The following is a 19493-nucleotide window of genomic DNA, read 5'->3' as shown; positions in this document are numbered from 1 at the left end:
CCTTAAGATCGGGTGAATTCGCCAATTGCTTTGCCGAATTCATCATGATCGCATAGAATCGGTGCGATAGCGGCTCTCCGCTATCTCCTGCTTTCTCTGCGGTCATGCCGGCCGTCAGCAACGGTTGGTATCATGGCGTCCAAGCCTCTTTCGCCCGATAAACAGAAGCTCGCCGCCGAAGAGGCGGCCGAGCTCGACGACAAGCTCGCCTCCGCTGCCAAGCCCGATCTCGAAGACGACGAGGACGACGAAGACAACGAAGACGAAGAGGATGACGAGCTGGAGCTCGACGACGACGATGAGGACGAGGACCTCGTCGTCTTCACCGCGCGCGAGGCCGCCGGCGCGCTCGCGACCATCCTGGGTTTCGTCAAGCCTTATCTGACCAACTACAAGCGGATGCTGTCGTTCGTGGCGTTCGGCGTCGTCGTCGAGACGCTGTTCAACGTCATCATGCCGCTCAGCCTGAAATACCTGATCGACGACGCGCTCGGCGAGGAGGATTTCCAGGCGCTGTACAAGATCCTCGGCGTGCTCGCGGCCGCCGGCATCTTCACCTCGATCGTCGCGGTCTGGTACGAGCGCTGGGACGCGCGGCTGGCGGCCTGCATCATCTCCGATGTCCGCAAGCGTCTGTTCGAGCACGTCCAGGACCTGCCGGCGGCCTATTTCGGCCGCACCAAGCGCGGCGAGATCCTGTCGCGCTTCTCGGTCGACCTCTCGGCCTTCGAAGGCTCGGTGAAAACCTTCGCCAACAGTGCGGCGCTGCCGTTCCTGGAATTGATCGCCGGCATCATCCTGATGGTGTTTTTGAACTGGCAGCTCGCGGCGGTCGCGCTGCTGGTGTTCCCAATCACGCTGATCGGCCCGCGCATCCTCACCCCGAAGGCGGTGCAGGCCAATTACGAGCAGAAGCAGAACGAAGCCGCGCTGCTCGGCATGGTGCAGGAGAACATCGGCGCGCAGGCCGTGATCAAGGCGTTCAGCCTGCAGCGCAAGATGTTCGGCTTCTTCAGCTTCCGCAACGACGAGACCCGCAACAGGATCGCCTCGGCCGCGTTCCTGTCGACGATGGTGGAGCGGACGGTCACCATCTCGGTCCTGATGCTGCACCTCGTGGTGCTCGCGATCGGCGCGTATCTGGCGACCAAGGGCCAGATCACCATCGGCACCTTCGTCACCTTCGAGAGCGCGTTCTGGGAGGTCTCTTACAACATCGCCCACGTGATGCATTTCATCCCGGTGTCGATCTCCTCGGCCGCCGCAATCCGTCACATCCAGGAACTGCTCGACGAGCCGACCCGCGGCGCTGATCGCCCCGGTGCGCCCGATCTGCCGCGCATCACCCACGACATCACCTTCGACCGCGTGACGTTCCAGTACGAGGGCAGCCAGACGCCGGTGCTGGACAATCTCAGCCTCAAGCTGAATGTCGGCAGGAGCATCGCGATCGTCGGGCCGTCAGGGTCGGGCAAGAGCACGCTGCTCAACCTGATCCTGCGGCTCTACGTGCCGGACGAAGGGCGCGTCACCATCGACGGCGTCGACGTCCGCAAGGTCACGCTGGATTCGCTGCGCCGGAGCATGGCCGTGGTGTTCCAGGAGAACATGCTGTTCAACATGTCGATCCGCGAGAACATCCGGCTCGGCAAGGAAGGCGCGACCGATGCGGAGGTGGAGGACGCGGCCAAGAAGGCCGAGATCCACCGCTACATCATGAGCCTGCCGCAGCGCTACGACACGCAGGTCGGCGAGCGCGGCGATACGCTCTCGGGCGGCCAGCGCCAGCGCATCGCGATCGCGCGGGCGATCATCCGCAATCCGTCCGTGCTGCTGCTGGACGAGGCGACGTCGGCGCTGGACCAGACCACGGAAGCCGCGATCAACCGCACGCTGCTGAAGGTCGCCAAGGGCCGTACCATGATCTGGTCGACCCACCGCCTGACCTCGGTGGTCGAGATGGACGAGATCATCGTGATTTCAGGGGGCAGGGCGATCGAGCGCGGCTCGCACGCCGAGCTGCTCGCCAAGAACGGCACCTATCGCCAGCTCTGGAACGACCAGATCCACCAGCCGCACGGCGCTGTGGCTCAGGCCGACGACGACAGCGACGATGACGACGAGGATGAAGACGACCTCGAGGATGATGCGGACGAGGACGACGAGGAGGAGTGACCGAGAAAGTTCGGCTCCAGATCGAAGGCGCCTCCAAGCGGCCGCAGCAGCCCCTGAACCGACCAGGCAACGAAGCGAGCCCAGCGCTGCGCCGTCCAGTAGGGGCTTGTGTCGGTCGAGACTGAGCGGAAGTCGAACGCCTTCGCCGCCGACCATTCGTCGCAGGCCCGCTTGACCGGGTCGGAGTAAAAGGCGGCGACCTTGGCAGCATCCATCCCGTCCGAGGCGAGCCATCGCGGGATGTAGAGGTTGCAGAGTCGCTCGACATCCGTGAAGACCTTGTCGCAGCCGGTCCCGGCGACAGGGCAGGACGTCGAGAAGGCATCGCCCACCAGCACGAGGCCGGGCTGGCCCCTTGCATCGTTCACATAGAGATCGACCGGGCGGATCTTCAGCTCGCCGGGAATGTCGAAGGGGCCGGTGACGCGCTTGAGCCGGGGCAGGGCGGCATGCAGCGTCTCCGCCGGGGCGCGGCGCAGCTCGCGCAACCAGGGGTCGTCGAAGCCGCGATAGACGAACAAATTGGCGCGCATCCGCGTGCCGACCGGAAACAGCGTGATGTAGGGGATGCGGTCGCTCGGCCGCTCCGAGAAGTAGGTCAGCGCCGGGAAGTCGAACGCATTGCGCCCGGCCGGCACCACGTCGAACCCGATCGAGATCGAATGGCAGGCGCTGACGATTTTTCGCGCGATGCCAAGCTGGTGGCGCAAGCCGACGTTCAGCCCGTTGGCGAGCACGACCAGGCGGGCTGAGATCGTCTCGTCATTGGAGAGCGTGACCCTCTGCCGCTCCGTGCTGGTCTCGACCGCGATCGCCTTGGCATGGATGCGCCCGGCGCTCGCAGGAATCTCGTCGCGGATGGCGTTGACCAGGGAATCGTAGAAGATGTTGAACTGCCGGCTCGGCGCCCTGTCGAGCAGATGGCCGAATCGAGCGATCCAGTTCTCGCCGGAATAGGTCGCCCGCCGCAGCACCGATTCTGCGATTCCGGTCCTCAGGAATCGCTCGACCTGCACCTCGCCACTGAGTTTTTCGACGCGAAAGTCCGCCGGATAGCTCTCATGCGGATCGATCAGCACCGCCGAAATGCCGGCGCGCCCGAGCATCGCGGCGGCGGTCGAGCCGGACAAGCCCCCGCCAACAATGGCAATGTCGGTGTACTGCATGGTGCAAATCTCTGCCGAAGGCGGCAGATTGCCGCATCAACAGGAAAAAAAGCCTTAGCAGGGGTTATAAAAGTATATTTCATCCGGGTATAAATAGGTCGTTGGGGTAGCGGAACACGGTCGGGGTCGCCATATCGGGGACGTGCGGTGAGGGCGGTAAACGTCGATTTCGACAGGCGCGAGAAGCGCTTTGTGACTGTCGTTTCACCTTGACTTGACCGATTCTCACTTATAGAAAGCGCCTCACTTAACGACAGGCGGTGAGCATCGCCAACGTCGGTACGGACCACCTGCCTGATCCTTTTAGGATCGTCCGGCAGGCACCAACCTCGACGAATGCCGCTCAGACGCTGTCGATCATAGCTAGGCAATGCCAGTGCGATTCTAGTTCTCTTGAGCATGTTCTCTTGAGATCGAATTCGGATGCATGACCTCGGTGCGCGGGCCGCAGCTTTACGCTGATTGGCCTGAAAACTGCGGTCCTCTGTGGCGTCGTAACGCTTTCCGCTCGTTGATGGAGCGGTTGGCGCAATTTCGCTTTGTGCGGATTGTTCCGCTTCAAGGCGGCCTCGTCGGGCGGGTGGCCCGAACAGAATTTGCGGTCCCGGCAACGGGCCGCGCCAAGACAGCGGGCCCGCAAGGGGCCGCGGCAGAACAAAGGGTAAGGCCAGGATGCCGACGATCAACCAGCTGATCGCTCAACCGCGGGAAGTGCAGAAGTCGCGCAAGAAGGTGCCGGCGCTGCAGCAGTCGCCTCAGAAGCGTGGTGTTTGCACCCGCGTCTACACCACGACCCCGAAGAAGCCGAACTCGGCGCTTCGTAAGGTCGCCAAGGTGCGCCTGACCAACGGCTTCGAGGTGATCGGCTACATCCCCGGCGAGGGTCATAACCTCCAGGAGCACTCGGTGGTCATGATCCGTGGCGGCCGCGTCAAGGACTTGCCCGGCGTGCGCTACCACATCCTCCGCGGCGTTCTGGATACCCAGGGCGTCAAGAACCGTAAGCAGCGTCGTTCGAAGTACGGCGCCAAGCGTCCGAAGTAAGCGGGAACCAAGCCTATGTCTCGTCGCCACTCTGCGGAAAAGCGCGAAGTTCTCCCGGATCCGAAGTTCGGGAACATCATCGTCACGAAGTTCATGAACTCGGTGATGTACGCCGGCAAGAAGTCGGTCGCCGAAGGTATCGTCTACGGCGCGTTCGGCATCATCGAATCCAAGACCAAGCAGAACCCGCTCGGCGTGTTCGAGCAGGCGCTCGAGAACGTCATGCCGACCATCGAGGTTCGCTCCCGCCGCGTCGGCGGCGCGACCTACCAGGTTCCGGTCGAGGTTCGCTCGACCCGCCGGCAGGCGCTCGGCATCCGCTGGCTGATCGCGGCTGCGCGCGAGCGCAACGAGAAGACGATGACCGAGCGGCTCTCGGCTGAGCTCTTGGACGCATCGAACAACCGGGGGAACGCCGTCAAGAAGCGCGAAGACGTGCACCGCATGGCGGAAGCCAACCGCGCCTTCTCGCACTATCGCTGGTAACGGCGAAACAAACGGACTCGCAAGGAACACCCCATGCCCCGCCAACATGCCATCGAGGACTACCGTAACTTCGGTATCATGGCGCATATCGACGCCGGCAAGACGACGACGACCGAGCGCATCCTCTATTACACCGGCAAGAGCCACAAGATCGGCGAAGTGCACGAAGGTGCCGCGACGATGGACTGGATGGAGCAGGAGCAGGAGCGTGGCATCACGATCACCTCGGCTGCGACCACCGCCTTCTGGGCCGGCAAGCGCCTGAACATCATCGACACCCCCGGCCACGTCGACTTCACCATCGAAGTCGAGCGTTCGCTGCGCGTGCTCGACGGCGCCGTCTGCGTGCTCGACTCCAACCAGGGCGTCGAGCCCCAGACCGAGACCGTCTGGCGCCAGGGCGACAAGTACAAGGTTCCGCGCATCGTCTTCGCCAACAAGATGGACAAGATCGGCGCCGACTTCTTCAAGTGTCTGGCCGACATCGTTGACCGTCTGGGCGCCAAGCCTGTCGCGATCCAGCTTCCGATCGGTGCCGAGAACAACTTCAAGGGTCTCGTCGACCTCGTGAAGATGAAGGGCGTCGTCTGGAACGATGAAGCGCTCGGCGCCAAGTTCGACTATGTCGACATTCCGGAAGACCTCGTCGACCAGGCCAAGGAATACCGCGAGAAGATGGTGGAAGCCGCCGTCGAGCTCGACGACGACGCCATGGCCGCTTACCTCGACGGCAAGGAGCCGGACGAGGCGACCCTGAAGCGCCTGATCCGCAAGGCGGTGCTGACCGGTGCGTTCTATCCCGTGCTGTGTGGCTCGGCCTTCAAGAACAAGGGCGTGCAGCCGCTGCTCGACGCCGTCGTCGACTATCTGCCGTCGCCGCTCGACGTGCCCGCGATCAAGGGCACCGACGACAAGGGCAACGAAGTCGTGCGCAAGGCGGACGACAAGGAGCCGCTGGCGCTGCTCGCGTTCAAGATCATGGACGACCCGTTCGTCGGCACCATCACCTTCTGCCGCATCTACTCTGGCGTTCTCCAGAGCGGCACCGGCGTCGTGAACTCGACCCGCGAGAAGAAGGAGCGTATCGGGCGCATGCTGTTGATGCATGCGAACAACCGCGAGGACATCAAGGAAGCCTATGCCGGCGACATCGTCGCGCTGGCCGGCCTGAAGGAAGCGCGCACCGGTGACACGCTGTGCGATCCCGACAAGCAGGTGATCCTGGAAAAGATGGAATTCCCCGAGCCGGTCATCGAGATCGCGATCGAGCCGAAGTCCAAGGCCGACCAGGAGAAGCTGGGCGTGGCGCTGGCCAAGCTCGCGGCGGAGGATCCGTCTTTCCGCGTGTCGACCGACCACGAGTCCGGCCAGACCATCCTGAAGGGCATGGGCGAACTCCATCTCGACATCAAGGTCGACATCCTCAAGCGCACCTACAAGGTCGACGCCAACATCGGCGCGCCCCAGGTTGCGTTCCGTGAGCGCGTCACCAAGCGGGTGGAGCACAGCTACACCCACAAGAAGCAGACCGGCGGTACCGGCCAGTTCGCGGCCGTGTCGTTCATCGTCGAGCCGAACGAAGCCGGAAAGGGCTACGAGTTCGAATCGAAGATCGTCGGCGGCGCGGTGCCGAAGGAATACATCCCCGGCGTCGAGAAGGGCCTGGAGAGCGTGCTGTCGTCCGGCGTGGTCGCGGGCTTCCCTGTGGTCGACGTCAAGGTGCAGCTCGTCGACGGCAAGTATCACGACGTCGACTCGTCGGCGCTGGCCTTCGAAATCGCTTCGCGCGCCTGCTTCCGCGAGGCGCTGCAGATGGGCAAGTCCGTCCTGCTCGAGCCGATCATGAAGGTCGAAGTGGTGACCCCGGAAGACTACACCGGCTCGGTCATCGGCGACCTGAATTCCCGGCGCGGTCAGATCCAGGGTCAGGACATGCGCGGCAACGCCAACGTCATCAACGCGATGGTGCCGCTCATGAACATGTTCGGTTACGTGAATAACCTGCGCTCGATGAGCCAGGGTCGCGCGACCTTCACCATGCAGTTCGATCACTACGCAGAAGCGCCGGCCAACGTGTCGGCAGAAGTCCAAAAGAAGTTTGCCTGATTGTCGTCGGTCTCAAACTGACGATTGAACGGAGAGTCAAATGGCCAAAGCAAAGTTTGAACGTAACAAGCCGCACTGCAACATCGGCACCATCGGTCACGTCGACCATGGCAAGACGTCGCTGACCGCGGCGATCACCAAGGTTCTCGCCGAAGCCGGCGGTGCGACGTTCACCGCGTACGACCAGATCGACAAGGCGCCGGAAGAGAAGGCTCGCGGCATCACCATCTCGACCGCGCACGTCGAGTACGAGACGCCGAACCGCCACTACGCTCACGTCGACTGCCCCGGCCACGCCGACTACGTGAAGAACATGATCACCGGCGCCGCCCAGATGGACGGTGCGATCCTGGTCGTGTCGGCCGCTGACGGCCCGATGCCGCAGACCCGCGAGCACATCCTGCTCGCCCGCCAGGTCGGCGTGCCCGCGCTCGTCGTGTTCCTCAACAAGTGCGACATGGTCGACGATCCGGAGCTGCTCGAGCTCGTCGAGCTCGAAGTCCGCGAGCTGCTCTCGAAGTACGAATTCCCGGGCGACAAGATTCCGATCATCAAGGGTTCGGCGCTCGCCGCTCTCGAAGACTCCGACAAGAAGCTCGGCCACGACGCCATCCTCGAGCTGATGAAGAACGTCGACGAGTACATTCCGCAGCCGGAGCGTCCGATCGACCAGCCGTTCCTGATGCCGGTTGAAGACGTGTTCTCGATCTCGGGCCGCGGCACCGTCGTGACCGGCCGTGTCGAGCGCGGCGTCGTCAAGGTCGGCGAGGAAATCGAGATCGTCGGTCTCCGCGCCACCCAGAAGACCACCGTCACCGGCGTCGAAATGTTCCGCAAGCTGCTTGATCAGGGTCAGGCCGGCGACAACATCGGTGCTCTGCTCCGCGGCACCAAGCGCGAGGACGTCGAGCGCGGCCAGGTTCTGGCCAAGCCGGGTTCGGTCAAGCCGCACACCAAGTTCAAGGCTGAGGCCTACATCCTCACCAAGGAAGAGGGCGGTCGCCACACCCCGTTCTTCACCAACTACCGTCCGCAGTTCTACTTCCGCACCACCGACGTGACCGGTGTCGTGCACCTGCCGGAAGGCACCGAGATGGTGATGCCGGGCGACAACATCGCGATGGAAGTGCACCTGATCGTGCCGATCGCGATGGAAGAGAAGCTCCGCTTCGCGATCCGCGAAGGCGGCCGCACCGTCGGCGCCGGCGTCGTCGCCTCGATCATCGAGTAATTACGAGAAAAGGGACGGCGAGTAGCGAATGGTGACATTCGCTATTCGCTATTCGCCACCCACTGAAGAGAGACCACGGCAATGAACGGCCAAAACATTCGTATCCGTCTCAAGGCGTTCGACCATCGTATCCTCGATACGTCGACCCGTGAGATCGTGAACACGGCGAAGCGCACCGGCGCGCAGGTCCGCGGACCAATTCCGCTGCCCACCCGCATCGAGAAGTTCACCGTCAACCGTTCGCCCCACGTCGACAAGAAGAGCCGCGAACAGTTCGAGATGCGCACCCACAAGCGCCTGCTCGACATCGTCGATCCGACCCCGCAGACCGTCGATGCTTTGATGAAGCTCGACCTGGCCGCCGGTGTCGACGTCGAGATCAAGCTCTAAGATTTTGGATCCCGTTCGCGAAAGCGGACAAAGAGAACAGGAAGCAAGCCGATGCGCTCCGGAGTGATCGCACAAAAGGTCGGGATGACGCGGGTCTTCACGGAGGCCGGCGAACATATCCCCGTGACCGTGCTGAAGCTCGGCAATTGCCAGGTCGTAGGCCACCGCACCGAAGAGAAGAACGGTTACGTCGCGCTCCAGCTCGGTTCTGGTGCCCGCAAGACCGTTTACATGCCCAAGGCCGAGCGCGGCCAGTTCGCGGTCGCCAAGGTCGAGCCGAAGCGCCGGGTCGAGGAGTTCCGCGTCACCGCGGACGCCATGATCCCGGTCGGCGCCGAGATCCAGGCCGATCACTTCGTCGTCGGCCAGTTCGTCGACGTCACCGGCACCTCGGTCGGTAAGGGCTTTGCCGGCGGTATGAAGCGCTGGAACTTCGGCGGTCTGCGTGCCACGCACGGTGTGTCGATCTCGCACCGCTCGATCGGTTCGACCGGTGGTCGTCAGGACCCCGGCAAGACCTGGAAGAACAAGAAGATGCCCGGCCACATGGGTGTCGATCGCATCACCACGCTCAACCTTCGCGTCGTCCAGACCGATGTCGAGCGCGGCCTGATCCTCGTCGAAGGCGCCGTTCCCGGCTCCAAGGGCGGCTGGATCCGCGTGCGTGACGCCGTCAAGAAGCCGCTGCCGAAGGAAGCTCCGAAGCCCGGCAAGTTCAAGGTTGCTGGCGACGCGGAAGCCGCTCCGGCTGCGCAGGAGGCGTGAGATGGAACTGAAGGTCACCACCCTCGAAGGTAAGGAAGCCGGCTCGGTCCAGCTGTCCGACGCCATCTTCGGTCTCGAGCCGCGCGAGGATATCATCGCGCGCTGCGTGCAGTGGCAGCTCAACAAGCGCCAGGCCGGCACGCACAAGGCCAAGGGTCGCGCCGAGATCTGGCGCACCGGCAAGAAGATGTACAAGCAGAAGGGCACCGGCGGTGCTCGTCACGGCTCGGCCCGCGTGCCGCAGTTCCGTGGCGGCGGCCGTGCCTTCGGTCCGGTGGTGCGTTCGCACGCCACCGACCTGCCGAAGAAGGTCCGCGCGCTCGCTCTCAAGCATGCGCTCTCGGCCAAGGCCAAGGACGGCGATCTCGTCGTGATCGAGAAGGCCGCGCTGGAGGCCGCCAAGACCAAGGCGCTGCTCGGTCACTTCTCGGGCCTCGGCCTGACCAACGCGCTGATCATCGACGGTGCCGAGCTCAACAACGGCTTCGCCGCTGCGGCCCGCAACATCCCGAACATGGACGTGCTGCCGATCCAGGGCATCAACGTCTATGACATCCTGCGCCGTCAGAAGCTCGTTCTGACCAAGGCCGCCATCGATGCGCTGGAGGCGCGCTTCAAATGACGAAGAACATCGAGCCTCGCCACTACGACGTGATCCTGTCGCCGGTCGTGACCGAAAAGGCGACGATCGCCTCGGAGCACAACAAGGTGCTGTTCAAGGTGGCCGCGAAGGCGACCAAGCCGCAGATCAAGGAAGCGATCGAGAAGCTGTTCGACGTCAAGGTCAAGAGCGTCAACACGCTGGTCCGCAAGGGCAAGGTCAAGGCCTTCCGCGGCAATATCGGCTCGCAGTCGAACACCAAGCGCGCGATCGTGACCCTCGAAGAGGGCCACCGGATCGACGTCACCACCGGTCTGTAAGGTCGTACGACGATGGCACTGAAGACATTCAATCCCACGACGCCGGGCCAGCGCCAGCTGGTGATGGTCGATCGTTCGGCCCTCTACAAGGGCAAGCCGCTGAAGGCGCTCACCGAGGGCAAGAAGTCCTCGGGCGGCCGCAACAACACCGGCCGCATCACCGTGCGCTTCCGCGGCGGTGGTCACAAGCAGACGCTGCGCACCGTCGACTTCAAGCGTGAGAAGGTCGATGTGCCCGCAACCGTCGAGCGGCTGGAATACGATCCGAACCGCACCGGCTTCATCGCCCTGATCAAGTATCAGGACGGCGAGCAGGCCTACATCCTGGCGCCGCAGCGCCTGGCCGTGGGTGACACCATCATCGCCGGCAACTATGTCGACGTGAAGCCGGGCAACGTCATGCCGCTCGGCAACATGCCGGTCGGCACGATCATCCACAACATCGAGGTCAAGATCGGGAAGGGCGGCCAGCTCGCCCGTTCCGCCGGCACCTACGCCCAGCTCGTCGGCCGCGACCAGGACTACGTCATCATCCGCCTGAATTCGGGCGAGCAGCGCCTGGTGCACGGCCGCTGCCGCGGCACGATCGGCGCGGTGTCGAACCCGGATCACATGAACACCTCGATCGGCAAGGCCGGTCGCAAGCGTTGGATGGGCCGTCGCCCGCACAACCGCGGTGTCGCCATGAACCCGATCGACCATCCGCACGGCGGTGGTGAAGGTCGTACCTCGGGCGGCCGCCACCCGGTCACCCCGTGGGGCAAGCCGACCAAGGGCAAGAAGACCCGCACCAACAAGTCGACCAACAAATTCATTCTCCTAAGCCGCCACAAGCGGAAGAAGTAAGGAACGCCGGACATGGTTCGTTCAGTCTGGAAAGGCCCGTTCGTCGAGGGTTCTCTGCTCAAGAAGGCAGATGCCGCGCGCGCGTCCGGCCGTCACGACGTCATCAAGATCTGGAGCCGTCGCTCGACGATCCTGCCGCAGTTCGTCGGTCTGACCTTCGGCGTCTACAACGGTCAGAAGCACGTGCCGGTGGCGGTCAACGAGGAAATGGTCGGTCACAAGTTCGGCGAGTTCTCGCCGACCCGGACCTTCCATGGCCACTCCGGCGACAAGAAAGCCAAGAAGGCTTGAGGATTAAACGATGAGCAAACCTAAGCGCGAACGGAGCCTCGCCGACAACGAGGCCAAGGCGGTCGCCCGGATGCTGCGGGTGAGCCCGCAGAAGCTCAACCTGGTCGCCCAGCTCATTCGCGGCCGGAAGGCTTCTGCCGCGCTCGCCGACCTGCAGTTCTCGCGCAAGCGGATCGCGGTCGACGTGAAGAAGTGCCTGGAATCGGCGATCGCCAACGCCGAGAACAACCACGACCTCGACGTCGACGATCTCGTCGTGGCGCAGGCCTTCGTCGGCAACGGCCTGGTGATGAAGCGCTTCGCCGCCCGCGGCCGTGGCCGTTCGGGCCGTGTCTACAAACCATTTTCGCAGCTGACGATCATCGTTCGTCAGGTCGAAGCCGAAGCAGCGGCTTAAGGGCGCAGGAGAACACGATGGGTCAAAAGATCAATCCGATCGGTCTGCGTCTCGGCATCAACCGGACCTGGGATTCCCGCTGGTTCGCCGGCAAGCAGGAATACGGCAAGCTGCTGCACGAGGACGTCAAGATCCGCGAGATCCTGCACAAGGAGCTCAAGCAGGCGGCCGTCGCCCGCATCGTGATCGAGCGTCCGCACAAGAAGTGCCGCGTCACCATCCACTCGGCCCGTCCGGGCGTGGTGATCGGCAAGAAGGGCGCCGACATCGACAAGCTGCGCAAGCGGGTTGCCGACATCACCTCGTCCGACGTCGTCATCAACATCGTCGAGATCCGCAAGCCGGAGCTCGATGCGACGCTGGTGGCCGAGTCGATCGCGCAGCAGCTGGAGCGCCGCGTGGCGTTCCGCCGCGCCATGAAGCGCGCCGTGCAGTCGGCGATGCGTCTCGGCGCGGAAGGCATCCGCATCAACTGCTCGGGTCGTCTGGGCGGTGCGGAAATCGCGCGCATGGAGTGGTACCGCGAAGGTCGCGTGCCGCTGCACACGCTGCGCGCCGACATCGACTACGGCGTTGCGACCGCGTTCACGACCTTCGGCACCTGCGGCGTCAAGGTCTGGATCTTCAAGGGCGAGATCCTCGAGCACGATCCGATGGCCCAGGACAAGAGAATGGCCGAAGGCGAGACGGGCGGTAGCAGCGATCGTGGTGGCCGTCAGCGCCGCGACACGGCTGCGGCCTAAAGCCAGACAGGAATTTGAGGGCTTAAAGCCATGATGCAACCTAAGAAAACGAAGTTCCGGAAGGCGCATAAGGGCCGCATCCACGGCGTTGCGTCTTCGGGCGCGACGTTGGCATTCGGCCAGTACGGCCTGAAGGCGACCGAGCCTGAGCGCGTCACCGCGCGCCAGATCGAGGCCGCCCGCCGCGCGCTGACCCGCCACATGAAGCGCGCCGGTCGCGTCTGGATCCGCGTGTTCCCCGACGTTCCGGTGTCGAAGAAGCCGGCCGAAGTCCGCATGGGCTCCGGCAAGGGTTCGCCGGAACTTTGGGTGGCTCGCGTCAAGCCGGGCCGGGTGCTGTTCGAGATCGACGGCGTCAACACCCAGACGGCGCGTGAGGCGCTGACCCTGGCGGCCGCCAAGCTGCCGATCAAGACGCGCTTCGTCGAGCGCATTGCGGAGTAATGGCCATGGCCCAGATGAAGATCGAAGACATCCGCGCGATGAGCCCCGACCAGCAGGATGACGCCATCCTGAACCTGAAGAAGGAGCGCTTCAACCTGCGCTTCCAGCGCGCCACCGGGCAGCTCGAGAACACCTCGCGCCTGCGCGAGGCCCGCCGTGACATCGCCCGGATCAAGACCGTCGCCGCGCAGACGCGCGCGAAGAAGAAGTAAGAGGCTTACGAAGATGCCGAAACGTACTTTGCAGGGCGTGGTCGTCAGCGACAAGCAAGCCAAGACCATCGTGGTGCGCGTCGATCGCCGTTTCACGCACCCGATCTACAAGAAGACGATCCGCCGTTCGAAGAACTATCACGCGCACGACGAGAGCAACCAGTTCAAGCCGGGCGACGTGGTGTGGATCGAGGAATCGAAGCCGATTTCGAAGTTGAAGCGCTGGGTCGTGATCCGGGGCGAACACAAGAAAAGCGCCTGATCTGTTGGCTTTAGCCGACTGACTTCAGGGAAATGTTGAGCGCCGGCTGGGCTGGCGCAAAGAGAAAGAGGACGAGGTGCATCAATGATTCAGATGCAGACCAACCTCGACGTGGCCGACAATTCTGGCGCACGCCGTGTCATGTGTATCAAGGTGCTCGGAGGCTCCAAGCGCCGCTACGCCACGATCGGCGACATCATCGTCGTCTCGATCAAGGAAGCGATTCCGCGTGGCAAGGTGAAGAAGGGCGACGTGATGAAGGCCGTCGTGGTGCGCGTCCGCAAGGACATCCGCCGCGCCGACGGTTCGGTCATCCGCTTCGACCGCAACGCCGCCGTTCTGATCAACAACCAGTCCGAGCCGGTCGGCACCCGTATCTTCGGGCCCGTGCCGCGCGAGCTGCGCGCCAAGAACCACATGAAGATCATTTCGCTCGCGCCGGAGGTGCTGTGATGGCTGCGAAGATCCGCAAGGGCGACAAGGTCGTCGTGCTGACCGGTCGCGACAAGGGCCGCACCGGCGAGGTGTTCGAGGTTCGCCCCGACGCCGGCACGGCGCTCGTGCGCGGCATCAACATGGTCAAGCGTCACCAGAAGCAGACGCAGGCCCAGGAGGGCGGCATCATCTCGAAAGAGGCGCCGATCCAACTGTCCAACATCGCGTATGTCGGCAAGGATGGAAAGCCGACCCGCGTCGGATTCAAGATTCTGGCGGACGGCAAGAAGGTCCGCATCGCCAAGAGCTCGGGAGCTGAGATCGATGGCTGAGGCCGCTTACACGCCGCGCCTGCGCGCGGAATATGACGCGAAGATCCGCACGGCTCTGACCGAGAAGTTCGGTTATGAGAACGTCATGCAGGTTCCGCGCCTGGACAAGGTCGTGCTGAACATGGGCGTTGGCGATTCCGTCAACGACCGCAAGAAGGCCGAGACCGCCGCTGCCGAGCTGACCCAGATCGCCGGCCAGAAGGCGATCGTGACCTATTCGCGTATCGCGATCGCGACCTTCAAGCTGCGTGAGAACCAGCCGATCGGCTGCAAGGTCACGCTGCGCAAGGCCCGCATGTACGAGTTCATCGATCGCCTGGTGACGGTCGCGCTGCCGCGCGTCCGCGACTTCCGCGGCCTGAACCCGAAGAGCTTTGACGGCCGCGGCAACTACTCGCTCGGCATCAAGGAGCACATCATTTTCCCCGAGATCGACTTCGACAAGGTCACGGAAGCCCGCGGTATGGACATCACCGTCTGCACCACGGCCAAGACCGACGAAGAGGCGAGGGCCCTGTTGACCGCTTTCAATTTCCCGTTCCGGCAGTGAGACGCTGACCTAAAGCCTCTCAAACGCGGATACCCAGGAGCCAAGCATGGCAAAGAAGAGTTCAGTCGAGAAGAACAACCGGCGCAAGCGGATGGTGAAGAACGCCGCCGCCAAGCGCGAGCGGTTGAAGGCGATCATCGCCGACAAGAAGCTGCCGATGGAAGAGCGTTTCGCTGCGACGTTGAAGCTGGCCGAGATGCCGCGCAACTCGTCGGCGACCCGCATCCGCCTGCGTTGCGAGCTGTCGGGCCGGCCGCGCTCGAACTATCGCAAGAACAAGCTGTCCCGTATCGCGCTGCGCGACCTTGGCTCCAAGGGCATGGTCCCGGGCCTCGTGAAGTCCAGCTGGTAAGGAGGGTCGTTTAGATGTCTACGCACGATCCCATCAGCGATCTGATCACCCGCATCCGCAACGCGCAGATGCGCTCCAAGACCAAGGTCTCCACGCCTGGTTCGAAGATGCGCGAGAACGTGCTCGAGGTGCTCAAGTCCGAGGGCTACATCCGCGGTTACGCCACGCTTGAGCATCCCTCGGGCCGCAGCGAGATCGAGATCGAGCTGAAGTATTTCGACGGCGAGCCCGTCATCCGCGAGATCGAACGCGTTTCCAAGCCCGGGCGCAGAGTCTACGCCTCGGTGAAGAACCTGCCGCGGGTCAACAACGGGCTCGGCATTTCGGTGTTGTCGACGCCGAAGGGGATCATGGCCGACCACAGCGCGCGCGACGCGAATGTGGGCGGTGAAGTCCTCTTCACGGTGTTCTGAGAAGGATTTTTCATCCATGTCACGAGTTGGCAAAAGGCCTGTGGCGGTTCCGTCGGGTGTGACCGCGACCGTCGATGGGCAGACCGTCAAGATGAAGGGGCCGAAGGGCCAGCTTCAGTTCGTCGTCCATGACGACGTCGAGGTGAAGCTCGAGAGCGGCCAGATCAAGGTCAAGCCGCGCGCCGAGACCAACCGCGCCCGCGCGCTGTACGGTACCGCTCGCGCCCAGGTCGCGAATCTGGTCGAAGGCGTCACCAAGGGCTTCGAGAAGAAGCTCGAGATCACCGGCGTCGGTTACCGCGCCGCGATGCAGGGCAAGAACCTGCAGCTCGCGCTCGGCTACAGCCACGACGTGATCTATCCGATCCCGGAAGGGATCACGATCGCCGTGCCGAAGCCGACCGAGATCACGGTTTCGGGCAGCGACGTCCAGCGCGTCGGCCAGGTCGCCGCGGAGATCCGCGCCTACCGTCCGCCGGAGCCCTACAAGGGCAAGGGCGTGAAGTATGTGGGCGAATTCATCTTCCGCAAGGAAGGCAAGAAGAAGTAACGGAGCCGGTCATGTCCAAAGCCAAGGTTACGAATGCCCGGCGCAAGCGGAGTGTGCGGCTGAAGCTGCGTCGCTCCGGTGGTGGCCGTCCGCGTCTGTCGGTGTTCCGCTCGTCCAAGCACATCTACGCCCAGGTCATCGACGACCTGAAGGGCGAGACGCTGGCCTCTGCCTCGTCGCTCGAGAAGGCGATGCGCGACGGTGGCAAGACCGGTGCCGACATCGATGCGGCGAAGGCGGTCGGCAAGCTGCTGGCCGAGCGCGCCGCCGAGAAGGGCGTCAAGGAAGTCGTGTTCGATCGCGGCAGCTACCTCTACCACGGGCGCGTCAAGGCTCTTGCCGACGCGGCGCGTGAGAGCGGGCTGAGCTTCTAACAGAATTTGAGGATTGAGGCGTAAGCCTCTGAAGGATTGGAAAAATGGCAGAACGCGAACAACGTGGTGGACGCGATCAACGCGGCGGCGGACGCGAACGCAAGGAGCGCGAGGAGCGCGACAGCGAGTTCGTCGACAAGCTGGTCCACATCAACCGCGTGGCCAAGGTCGTCAAGGGCGGCAAGCGCTTCGGTTTCGCAGCGCTGGTCGTGATCGGCGACCAGAAGGGCCGCGCCGGCTTCGGTCACGGCAAGGCGCGCGAAGTGCCTGAGGCGATCCGCAAGGCAACCGAGTCCGCCAAGCGGAACCTGACCCGGGTGTCGCTGCGCGAGGGCCGCACGCTCCATCACGACATCGCCGGCCGTCATGGCGCGGGCCGTGTCTACCTGCGTGCAGCTCCGGCCGGTACCGGCATCATCGCCGGCGGCCCGATGCGCGCCGTGTTCGAGACGCTCGGCGTCCAGGACGTGGTGGCGAAGTCGATCGGCTCGTCGAACCCGTACAACATGGTTCGCGCAACCTTCGACGCGCTGAAGCATCAGGATTCGCCGCGTTCGGTCGCAGCCCGCCGCAACATCAAGGTGTCCACTCTGCAGTCGCGCCGTATCGGTGGCGATGCCGAGGCGGCTGCCGACTAACGGAAGCTTTGGAGTAGACTCCCATGGCCAAGGACGCCGCTAAGTCCAGCAAGACGATCAAGCTCGAGCAGATCGGCAGCGCGATCCGCCGCCATCACTCGCAGCGCTCGACGCTGATCGGTCTCAAGCTCAACAAGATCGGTCGCACCAGCGAACTGCAGGACACCCCGGCAGTCCGCGGCATGATCGAGAAGGTTCACCATCTCGTCCGCATCGTCGACGAGAAGTAAGAAATAAGGAGAAGGGCGATGAAGCTCAGCGATATCGCCGACAACGCCGGCTCGCGCAAAAAGCGTATGCGCGTCGGCCGCGGCATCGGTTCGGGCAAGGGCAAGCAGTCCGGCCGCGGCGGCAAGGGCCAGACCGCGCGTTCGGGCGTGCGCATCAAGGGTTTCGAAGGCGGCCAGATGCCGATGCATCGCCGTCTGCCCAAGCGCGGCTTCAACAACATCTTCCGCGTCGAGTTCGCCGAGATCAATCTCGACCGGCTCCAGGAAGCGGTCGATGCCAAGAAGATCGACGCCGGCAGCGTCGTGAACGTCGAGGCCCTGGTGAAGGGCGGCGTGCTGCGCCGCGCCAAGGCCGGCCTGCGGCTGCTCGGCCGCGGCGAGCTCAAGTCCAACCTCAACATCGAAGTGCATGGCGCCACCAAGACCGCGATCGCGGCGGTCGAGAAGGCCGGCGGTTCGGTGAAGATCCTCGCCCCTGCCAAGGAAGAAGGCGAGGCGGCGTAACAACTGCGTCATTGGCCCGCGGCTCGCGGGCCTTTACGCATGCGGGACGTGGACTTATCGAAGCCGAGCCCCAGATAATGTCCGGCGTCCGCTAGATAGTAGCCCGGCCGCGGGCATGACGGCGCAACAGGCGGCGGGAGAAAGTCCAAGATGGTCTCTGCAGCGGAACAACTGGCAGCCAATCTCAATTTCGGCGCGTTTGCCAAGGCCGACGAACTGAAGAAGCGCATCTGGTTCACCCTGGGTGCGCTGCTCGTTTATCGGCTCGGGACCTACATCCCGCTGCCGGGCATCGATCCCAACATCTGGGAGCAGGTGTTCCGGTCCCAGGCGGGCGGCATCCTCGGCATGTTCAACATGTTCGCCGGCGGCGGCATTCACCGCATGGCGATCTTCGCGCTGAACATCATGCCGTACATCTCGGCCTCGATCATCATCCAGCTCCTGACCACCGTCTCGCCGCAGCTCGAGGCGCTGAAGAAGGAAGGTGAGGCCGGCCGCAAGACGCTGAACCAGTACACCCGCTACTTGACCGTGATCCTGGCCGCGTTCCAGTCCTACGGCATCGCGGTAGGCCTCGAAGGCGCCGGCAACGTTGTCAGTGACCCCGGCATGTTCTTCCGCCTGTCCACGGCGATCACGCTGACCGGCGGCACCATGTTCCTGATGTGGCTGGGCGAGCAGATCACCTCGCGCGGCATCGGCAACGGTATCTCGCTGATCATTCTGGCCGGCATCGTCGCCGAGCTGCCCGCGGCGCTCGCCAACATGCTCGAGCTCGGCCGTCAGGGCGCGATGTCGACCGGCCTGATCCTGGTCGTCATCATCATGGCCGTCGCCGTGATCGCCTTCATCGTGTTCATGGAGCGCGCCCAGCGCCGGCTGCTGATCCAGTATCCGAAGCGCCAGGTTGGCAACAAGATGTTCGAGGGACAGTCCTCGCATCTGCCGCTCAAGCTCAACACCTCGGGCGTGATCCCGCCGATCTTCGCGTCCTCGCTGCTCTTGCTGCCGACTACGGTCGCCAACTTCAACGCGGGCAGCGGGCCGGAATGGTTCCAGTGGATCACCACCCAGCTTGGCCACGGCCGTCCGCTGTTCCTGATCATGTATCTGGCGCTGATCGTGTTCTTCGCCTTCTTCTACACCGCGATCGTGTTCAACCCGACCGAGACCGCGGACAATCTGAAGAAGCATGGCGGCTTCATTCCGGGTATCCGTCCCGGCGAGCGCACCGCCGAATATATCGACTACGTGCTGTCGCGCATCACCGTGCTCGGCGCGATCTATCTCGCCATCGTCTGCTTGATCCCGGAGATCCTGATCTCCTACGCGTCGGTGCCGTTCTACTTCGGCGGCACCTCGCTGCTGATCGTCGTCAGTGTCACCATGGACACGGTGGCGCAGGTGCAGGGCTATCTGCTGGCCCATCAGTACGAAGGTCTGATCCGGAAGTCGAAGCTGCGCGGCCGCCGCCGCTAAGCGCGGCGTTCTCTCGAGTCGGTGCAACAGCGCCGCCGATTCGCCGCGCGAGCAGCGCGCGGCGCCCGCGGTAACGATCAACCAACCGTTCGGCCGCTTCGGCAGAGCGGCTTCCACCGCAGCGCAATCACTGATTTCAAAGGCCTTCTTGGCG

28 protein-coding genes are annotated in these 19493 nt (G+C 63.7%); 27 read left to right on the top strand and 1 reads right to left on the bottom strand.

Annotated features, from left to right (window positions below; translation table 11 throughout):
- Positions 1-132: 132 nt before the first annotated feature.
- Positions 133-2175 carry an ABC transporter ATP-binding protein gene (locus JQ603_RS32295; protein WP_212345941.1) on the top strand — a complete coding sequence of 681 codons (2043 nt, stop codon included), beginning with the start codon at positions 133-135 and terminating at the stop codon, positions 2173-2175.
- Here the strand turns inward: JQ603_RS32295 and JQ603_RS32290 are convergent.
- Complete coding sequence (locus tag JQ603_RS32290) at positions 2091-3341, bottom strand: FAD-dependent oxidoreductase (protein WP_212345939.1); 1251 nt, start codon at positions 3339-3341, stop codon at positions 2091-2093. The two genes, JQ603_RS32295 and JQ603_RS32290, sit on opposite strands and share 85 nt — an antisense overlap.
- 672 nt (positions 3342-4013) lie before the next feature.
- Between JQ603_RS32290 and rpsL the strand changes: the two genes are divergently transcribed.
- The 26 genes from rpsL (at position 4014) to secY (ending at position 19339) form a co-directional block, all read left to right on the top strand.
- Entirely contained in the window at positions 4014-4385 is a 372-nt protein-coding gene (gene rpsL / locus JQ603_RS32285) for a 30S ribosomal protein S12 (protein ID WP_007603006.1), read from the top strand.
- A 15-nt stretch (positions 4386-4400) separates the two neighbouring features.
- Positions 4401-4871 (top strand): 30S ribosomal protein S7, encoded by a 471-nt coding sequence (gene rpsG / locus JQ603_RS32280; protein WP_018647239.1) that lies wholly within the window; start codon positions 4401-4403, stop codon positions 4869-4871.
- A 33-nt stretch (positions 4872-4904) separates the two neighbouring features.
- The gene (fusA, locus tag JQ603_RS32275; RefSeq protein WP_212345937.1) at positions 4905-6977 is read left to right on the top strand and encodes an elongation factor G; all 2073 of its coding nucleotides are present in this window, start codon (positions 4905-4907) and stop codon (positions 6975-6977) included.
- Between the two features lie 40 nt (positions 6978-7017).
- Entirely contained in the window at positions 7018-8208 is a 1191-nt protein-coding gene (gene tuf, locus JQ603_RS32270) for an elongation factor Tu (RefSeq protein WP_074116743.1), read from the top strand.
- 81 nt (positions 8209-8289) lie between these two features.
- Positions 8290-8598, top strand: coding sequence for a 30S ribosomal protein S10 (rpsJ, locus tag JQ603_RS32265; protein ID WP_002712302.1), 309 nt, complete (start codon positions 8290-8292; stop codon positions 8596-8598).
- A gap of 51 nt (positions 8599-8649) precedes the next feature.
- Positions 8650-9363: a 50S ribosomal protein L3 gene (gene rplC / locus JQ603_RS32260; RefSeq protein WP_027564407.1), complete on the top strand. Its 714-nt coding sequence runs from the start codon at positions 8650-8652 to the stop codon at positions 9361-9363.
- A gap of 1 nt (position 9364) precedes the next feature.
- Positions 9365-9985, top strand: coding sequence for a 50S ribosomal protein L4 (gene rplD / locus JQ603_RS32255; protein ID WP_018647243.1), 621 nt, complete (start codon positions 9365-9367; stop codon positions 9983-9985).
- Positions 9982-10284, top strand: a complete 303-nt coding sequence (locus JQ603_RS32250) for a 50S ribosomal protein L23 (RefSeq protein WP_008566601.1) — start codon at positions 9982-9984, stop codon at positions 10282-10284. Before rplD ends, JQ603_RS32250 begins: the two co-directional genes overlap by 4 nt.
- A 12-nt stretch (positions 10285-10296) precedes the next feature.
- Positions 10297-11130 (top strand): 50S ribosomal protein L2, encoded by an 834-nt coding sequence (gene rplB / locus JQ603_RS32245; RefSeq protein WP_060736369.1) that lies wholly within the window; start codon positions 10297-10299, stop codon positions 11128-11130.
- Between the two features lie 12 nt (positions 11131-11142).
- On the top strand, positions 11143-11421 hold the full coding sequence (gene rpsS, locus JQ603_RS32240) for a 30S ribosomal protein S19 (RefSeq protein ID WP_008136357.1): 279 nt from the start codon (positions 11143-11145) through the stop codon (positions 11419-11421).
- Positions 11422-11431: 10 nt separating this feature from the next.
- Positions 11432-11818 carry a 50S ribosomal protein L22 gene (gene rplV / locus JQ603_RS32235; RefSeq protein ID WP_008549264.1) on the top strand — a complete coding sequence of 129 codons (387 nt, stop codon included), beginning with the start codon at positions 11432-11434 and terminating at the stop codon, positions 11816-11818.
- 17 nt (positions 11819-11835) lie between these two features.
- Complete coding sequence (gene rpsC, locus JQ603_RS32230; protein ID WP_080137238.1) at positions 11836-12561, top strand: 30S ribosomal protein S3; 726 nt, start codon at positions 11836-11838, stop codon at positions 12559-12561.
- 30 nt (positions 12562-12591) lie between these two features.
- Entirely contained in the window at positions 12592-13005 is a 414-nt protein-coding gene (rplP, locus tag JQ603_RS32225) for a 50S ribosomal protein L16 (RefSeq protein ID WP_018647247.1), read from the top strand.
- Positions 13006-13010: 5 nt separating this feature from the next.
- On the top strand, positions 13011-13217 hold the full coding sequence (gene rpmC / locus JQ603_RS32220; RefSeq protein ID WP_011088144.1) for a 50S ribosomal protein L29: 207 nt from the start codon (positions 13011-13013) through the stop codon (positions 13215-13217).
- Positions 13218-13230: 13 nt separating this feature from the next.
- Positions 13231-13479 (top strand): 30S ribosomal protein S17, encoded by a 249-nt coding sequence (rpsQ, locus tag JQ603_RS32215; protein WP_008549247.1) that lies wholly within the window; start codon positions 13231-13233, stop codon positions 13477-13479.
- 84 nt (positions 13480-13563) lie between these two features.
- On the top strand, positions 13564-13932 hold the full coding sequence (gene rplN, locus JQ603_RS32210) for a 50S ribosomal protein L14 (protein ID WP_007603030.1): 369 nt from the start codon (positions 13564-13566) through the stop codon (positions 13930-13932).
- The gene (gene rplX, locus JQ603_RS32205; RefSeq protein WP_011088142.1) at positions 13932-14246 is read left to right on the top strand and encodes a 50S ribosomal protein L24; all 315 of its coding nucleotides are present in this window, start codon (positions 13932-13934) and stop codon (positions 14244-14246) included. Before rplN ends, rplX begins: the two co-directional genes overlap by 1 nt.
- Positions 14239-14796, top strand: a complete 558-nt coding sequence (gene rplE, locus JQ603_RS32200; RefSeq protein ID WP_018647250.1) for a 50S ribosomal protein L5 — start codon at positions 14239-14241, stop codon at positions 14794-14796. The genes rplX and rplE overlap by 8 nt, the downstream gene beginning before the upstream one ends.
- 46 nt (positions 14797-14842) lie before the next feature.
- On the top strand, positions 14843-15148 hold the full coding sequence (gene rpsN / locus JQ603_RS32195) for a 30S ribosomal protein S14 (protein WP_018647251.1): 306 nt from the start codon (positions 14843-14845) through the stop codon (positions 15146-15148).
- 14 nt (positions 15149-15162) lie between these two features.
- Positions 15163-15561: a 30S ribosomal protein S8 gene (gene rpsH / locus JQ603_RS32190; RefSeq protein ID WP_018647252.1), complete on the top strand. Its 399-nt coding sequence runs from the start codon at positions 15163-15165 to the stop codon at positions 15559-15561.
- Between the two features lie 16 nt (positions 15562-15577).
- The gene (gene rplF, locus JQ603_RS32185) at positions 15578-16111 is read left to right on the top strand and encodes a 50S ribosomal protein L6 (RefSeq protein ID WP_018647253.1); all 534 of its coding nucleotides are present in this window, start codon (positions 15578-15580) and stop codon (positions 16109-16111) included.
- 11 nt (positions 16112-16122) lie between these two features.
- Entirely contained in the window at positions 16123-16485 is a 363-nt protein-coding gene (gene rplR / locus JQ603_RS32180) for a 50S ribosomal protein L18 (RefSeq protein ID WP_008549238.1), read from the top strand.
- Between the two features lie 44 nt (positions 16486-16529).
- Complete coding sequence (gene rpsE, locus JQ603_RS32175) at positions 16530-17123, top strand: 30S ribosomal protein S5 (protein WP_008136332.1); 594 nt, start codon at positions 16530-16532, stop codon at positions 17121-17123.
- A 23-nt stretch (positions 17124-17146) separates the two neighbouring features.
- Positions 17147-17353, top strand: a complete 207-nt coding sequence (gene rpmD / locus JQ603_RS32170; RefSeq protein WP_008136329.1) for a 50S ribosomal protein L30 — start codon at positions 17147-17149, stop codon at positions 17351-17353.
- A gap of 18 nt (positions 17354-17371) precedes the next feature.
- Positions 17372-17857, top strand: coding sequence for a 50S ribosomal protein L15 (gene rplO / locus JQ603_RS32165; RefSeq protein WP_212345935.1), 486 nt, complete (start codon positions 17372-17374; stop codon positions 17855-17857).
- A gap of 150 nt (positions 17858-18007) precedes the next feature.
- Complete coding sequence (gene secY / locus JQ603_RS32160; RefSeq protein ID WP_091894740.1) at positions 18008-19339, top strand: preprotein translocase subunit SecY; 1332 nt, start codon at positions 18008-18010, stop codon at positions 19337-19339.
- The last annotated feature ends 154 nt before the right edge of the window (positions 19340-19493 follow it).

The sequence above is a fragment of the Bradyrhizobium liaoningense genome, from assembly GCF_018130825.1.
In the GTDB taxonomy this organism is placed as follows: domain Bacteria; phylum Pseudomonadota; class Alphaproteobacteria; order Rhizobiales; family Xanthobacteraceae; genus Bradyrhizobium; species Bradyrhizobium liaoningense_B.
The sequence above is the reverse complement of the archived record's forward strand: the minus strand, read 5'-3'. Positions and strand labels throughout refer to the sequence as shown.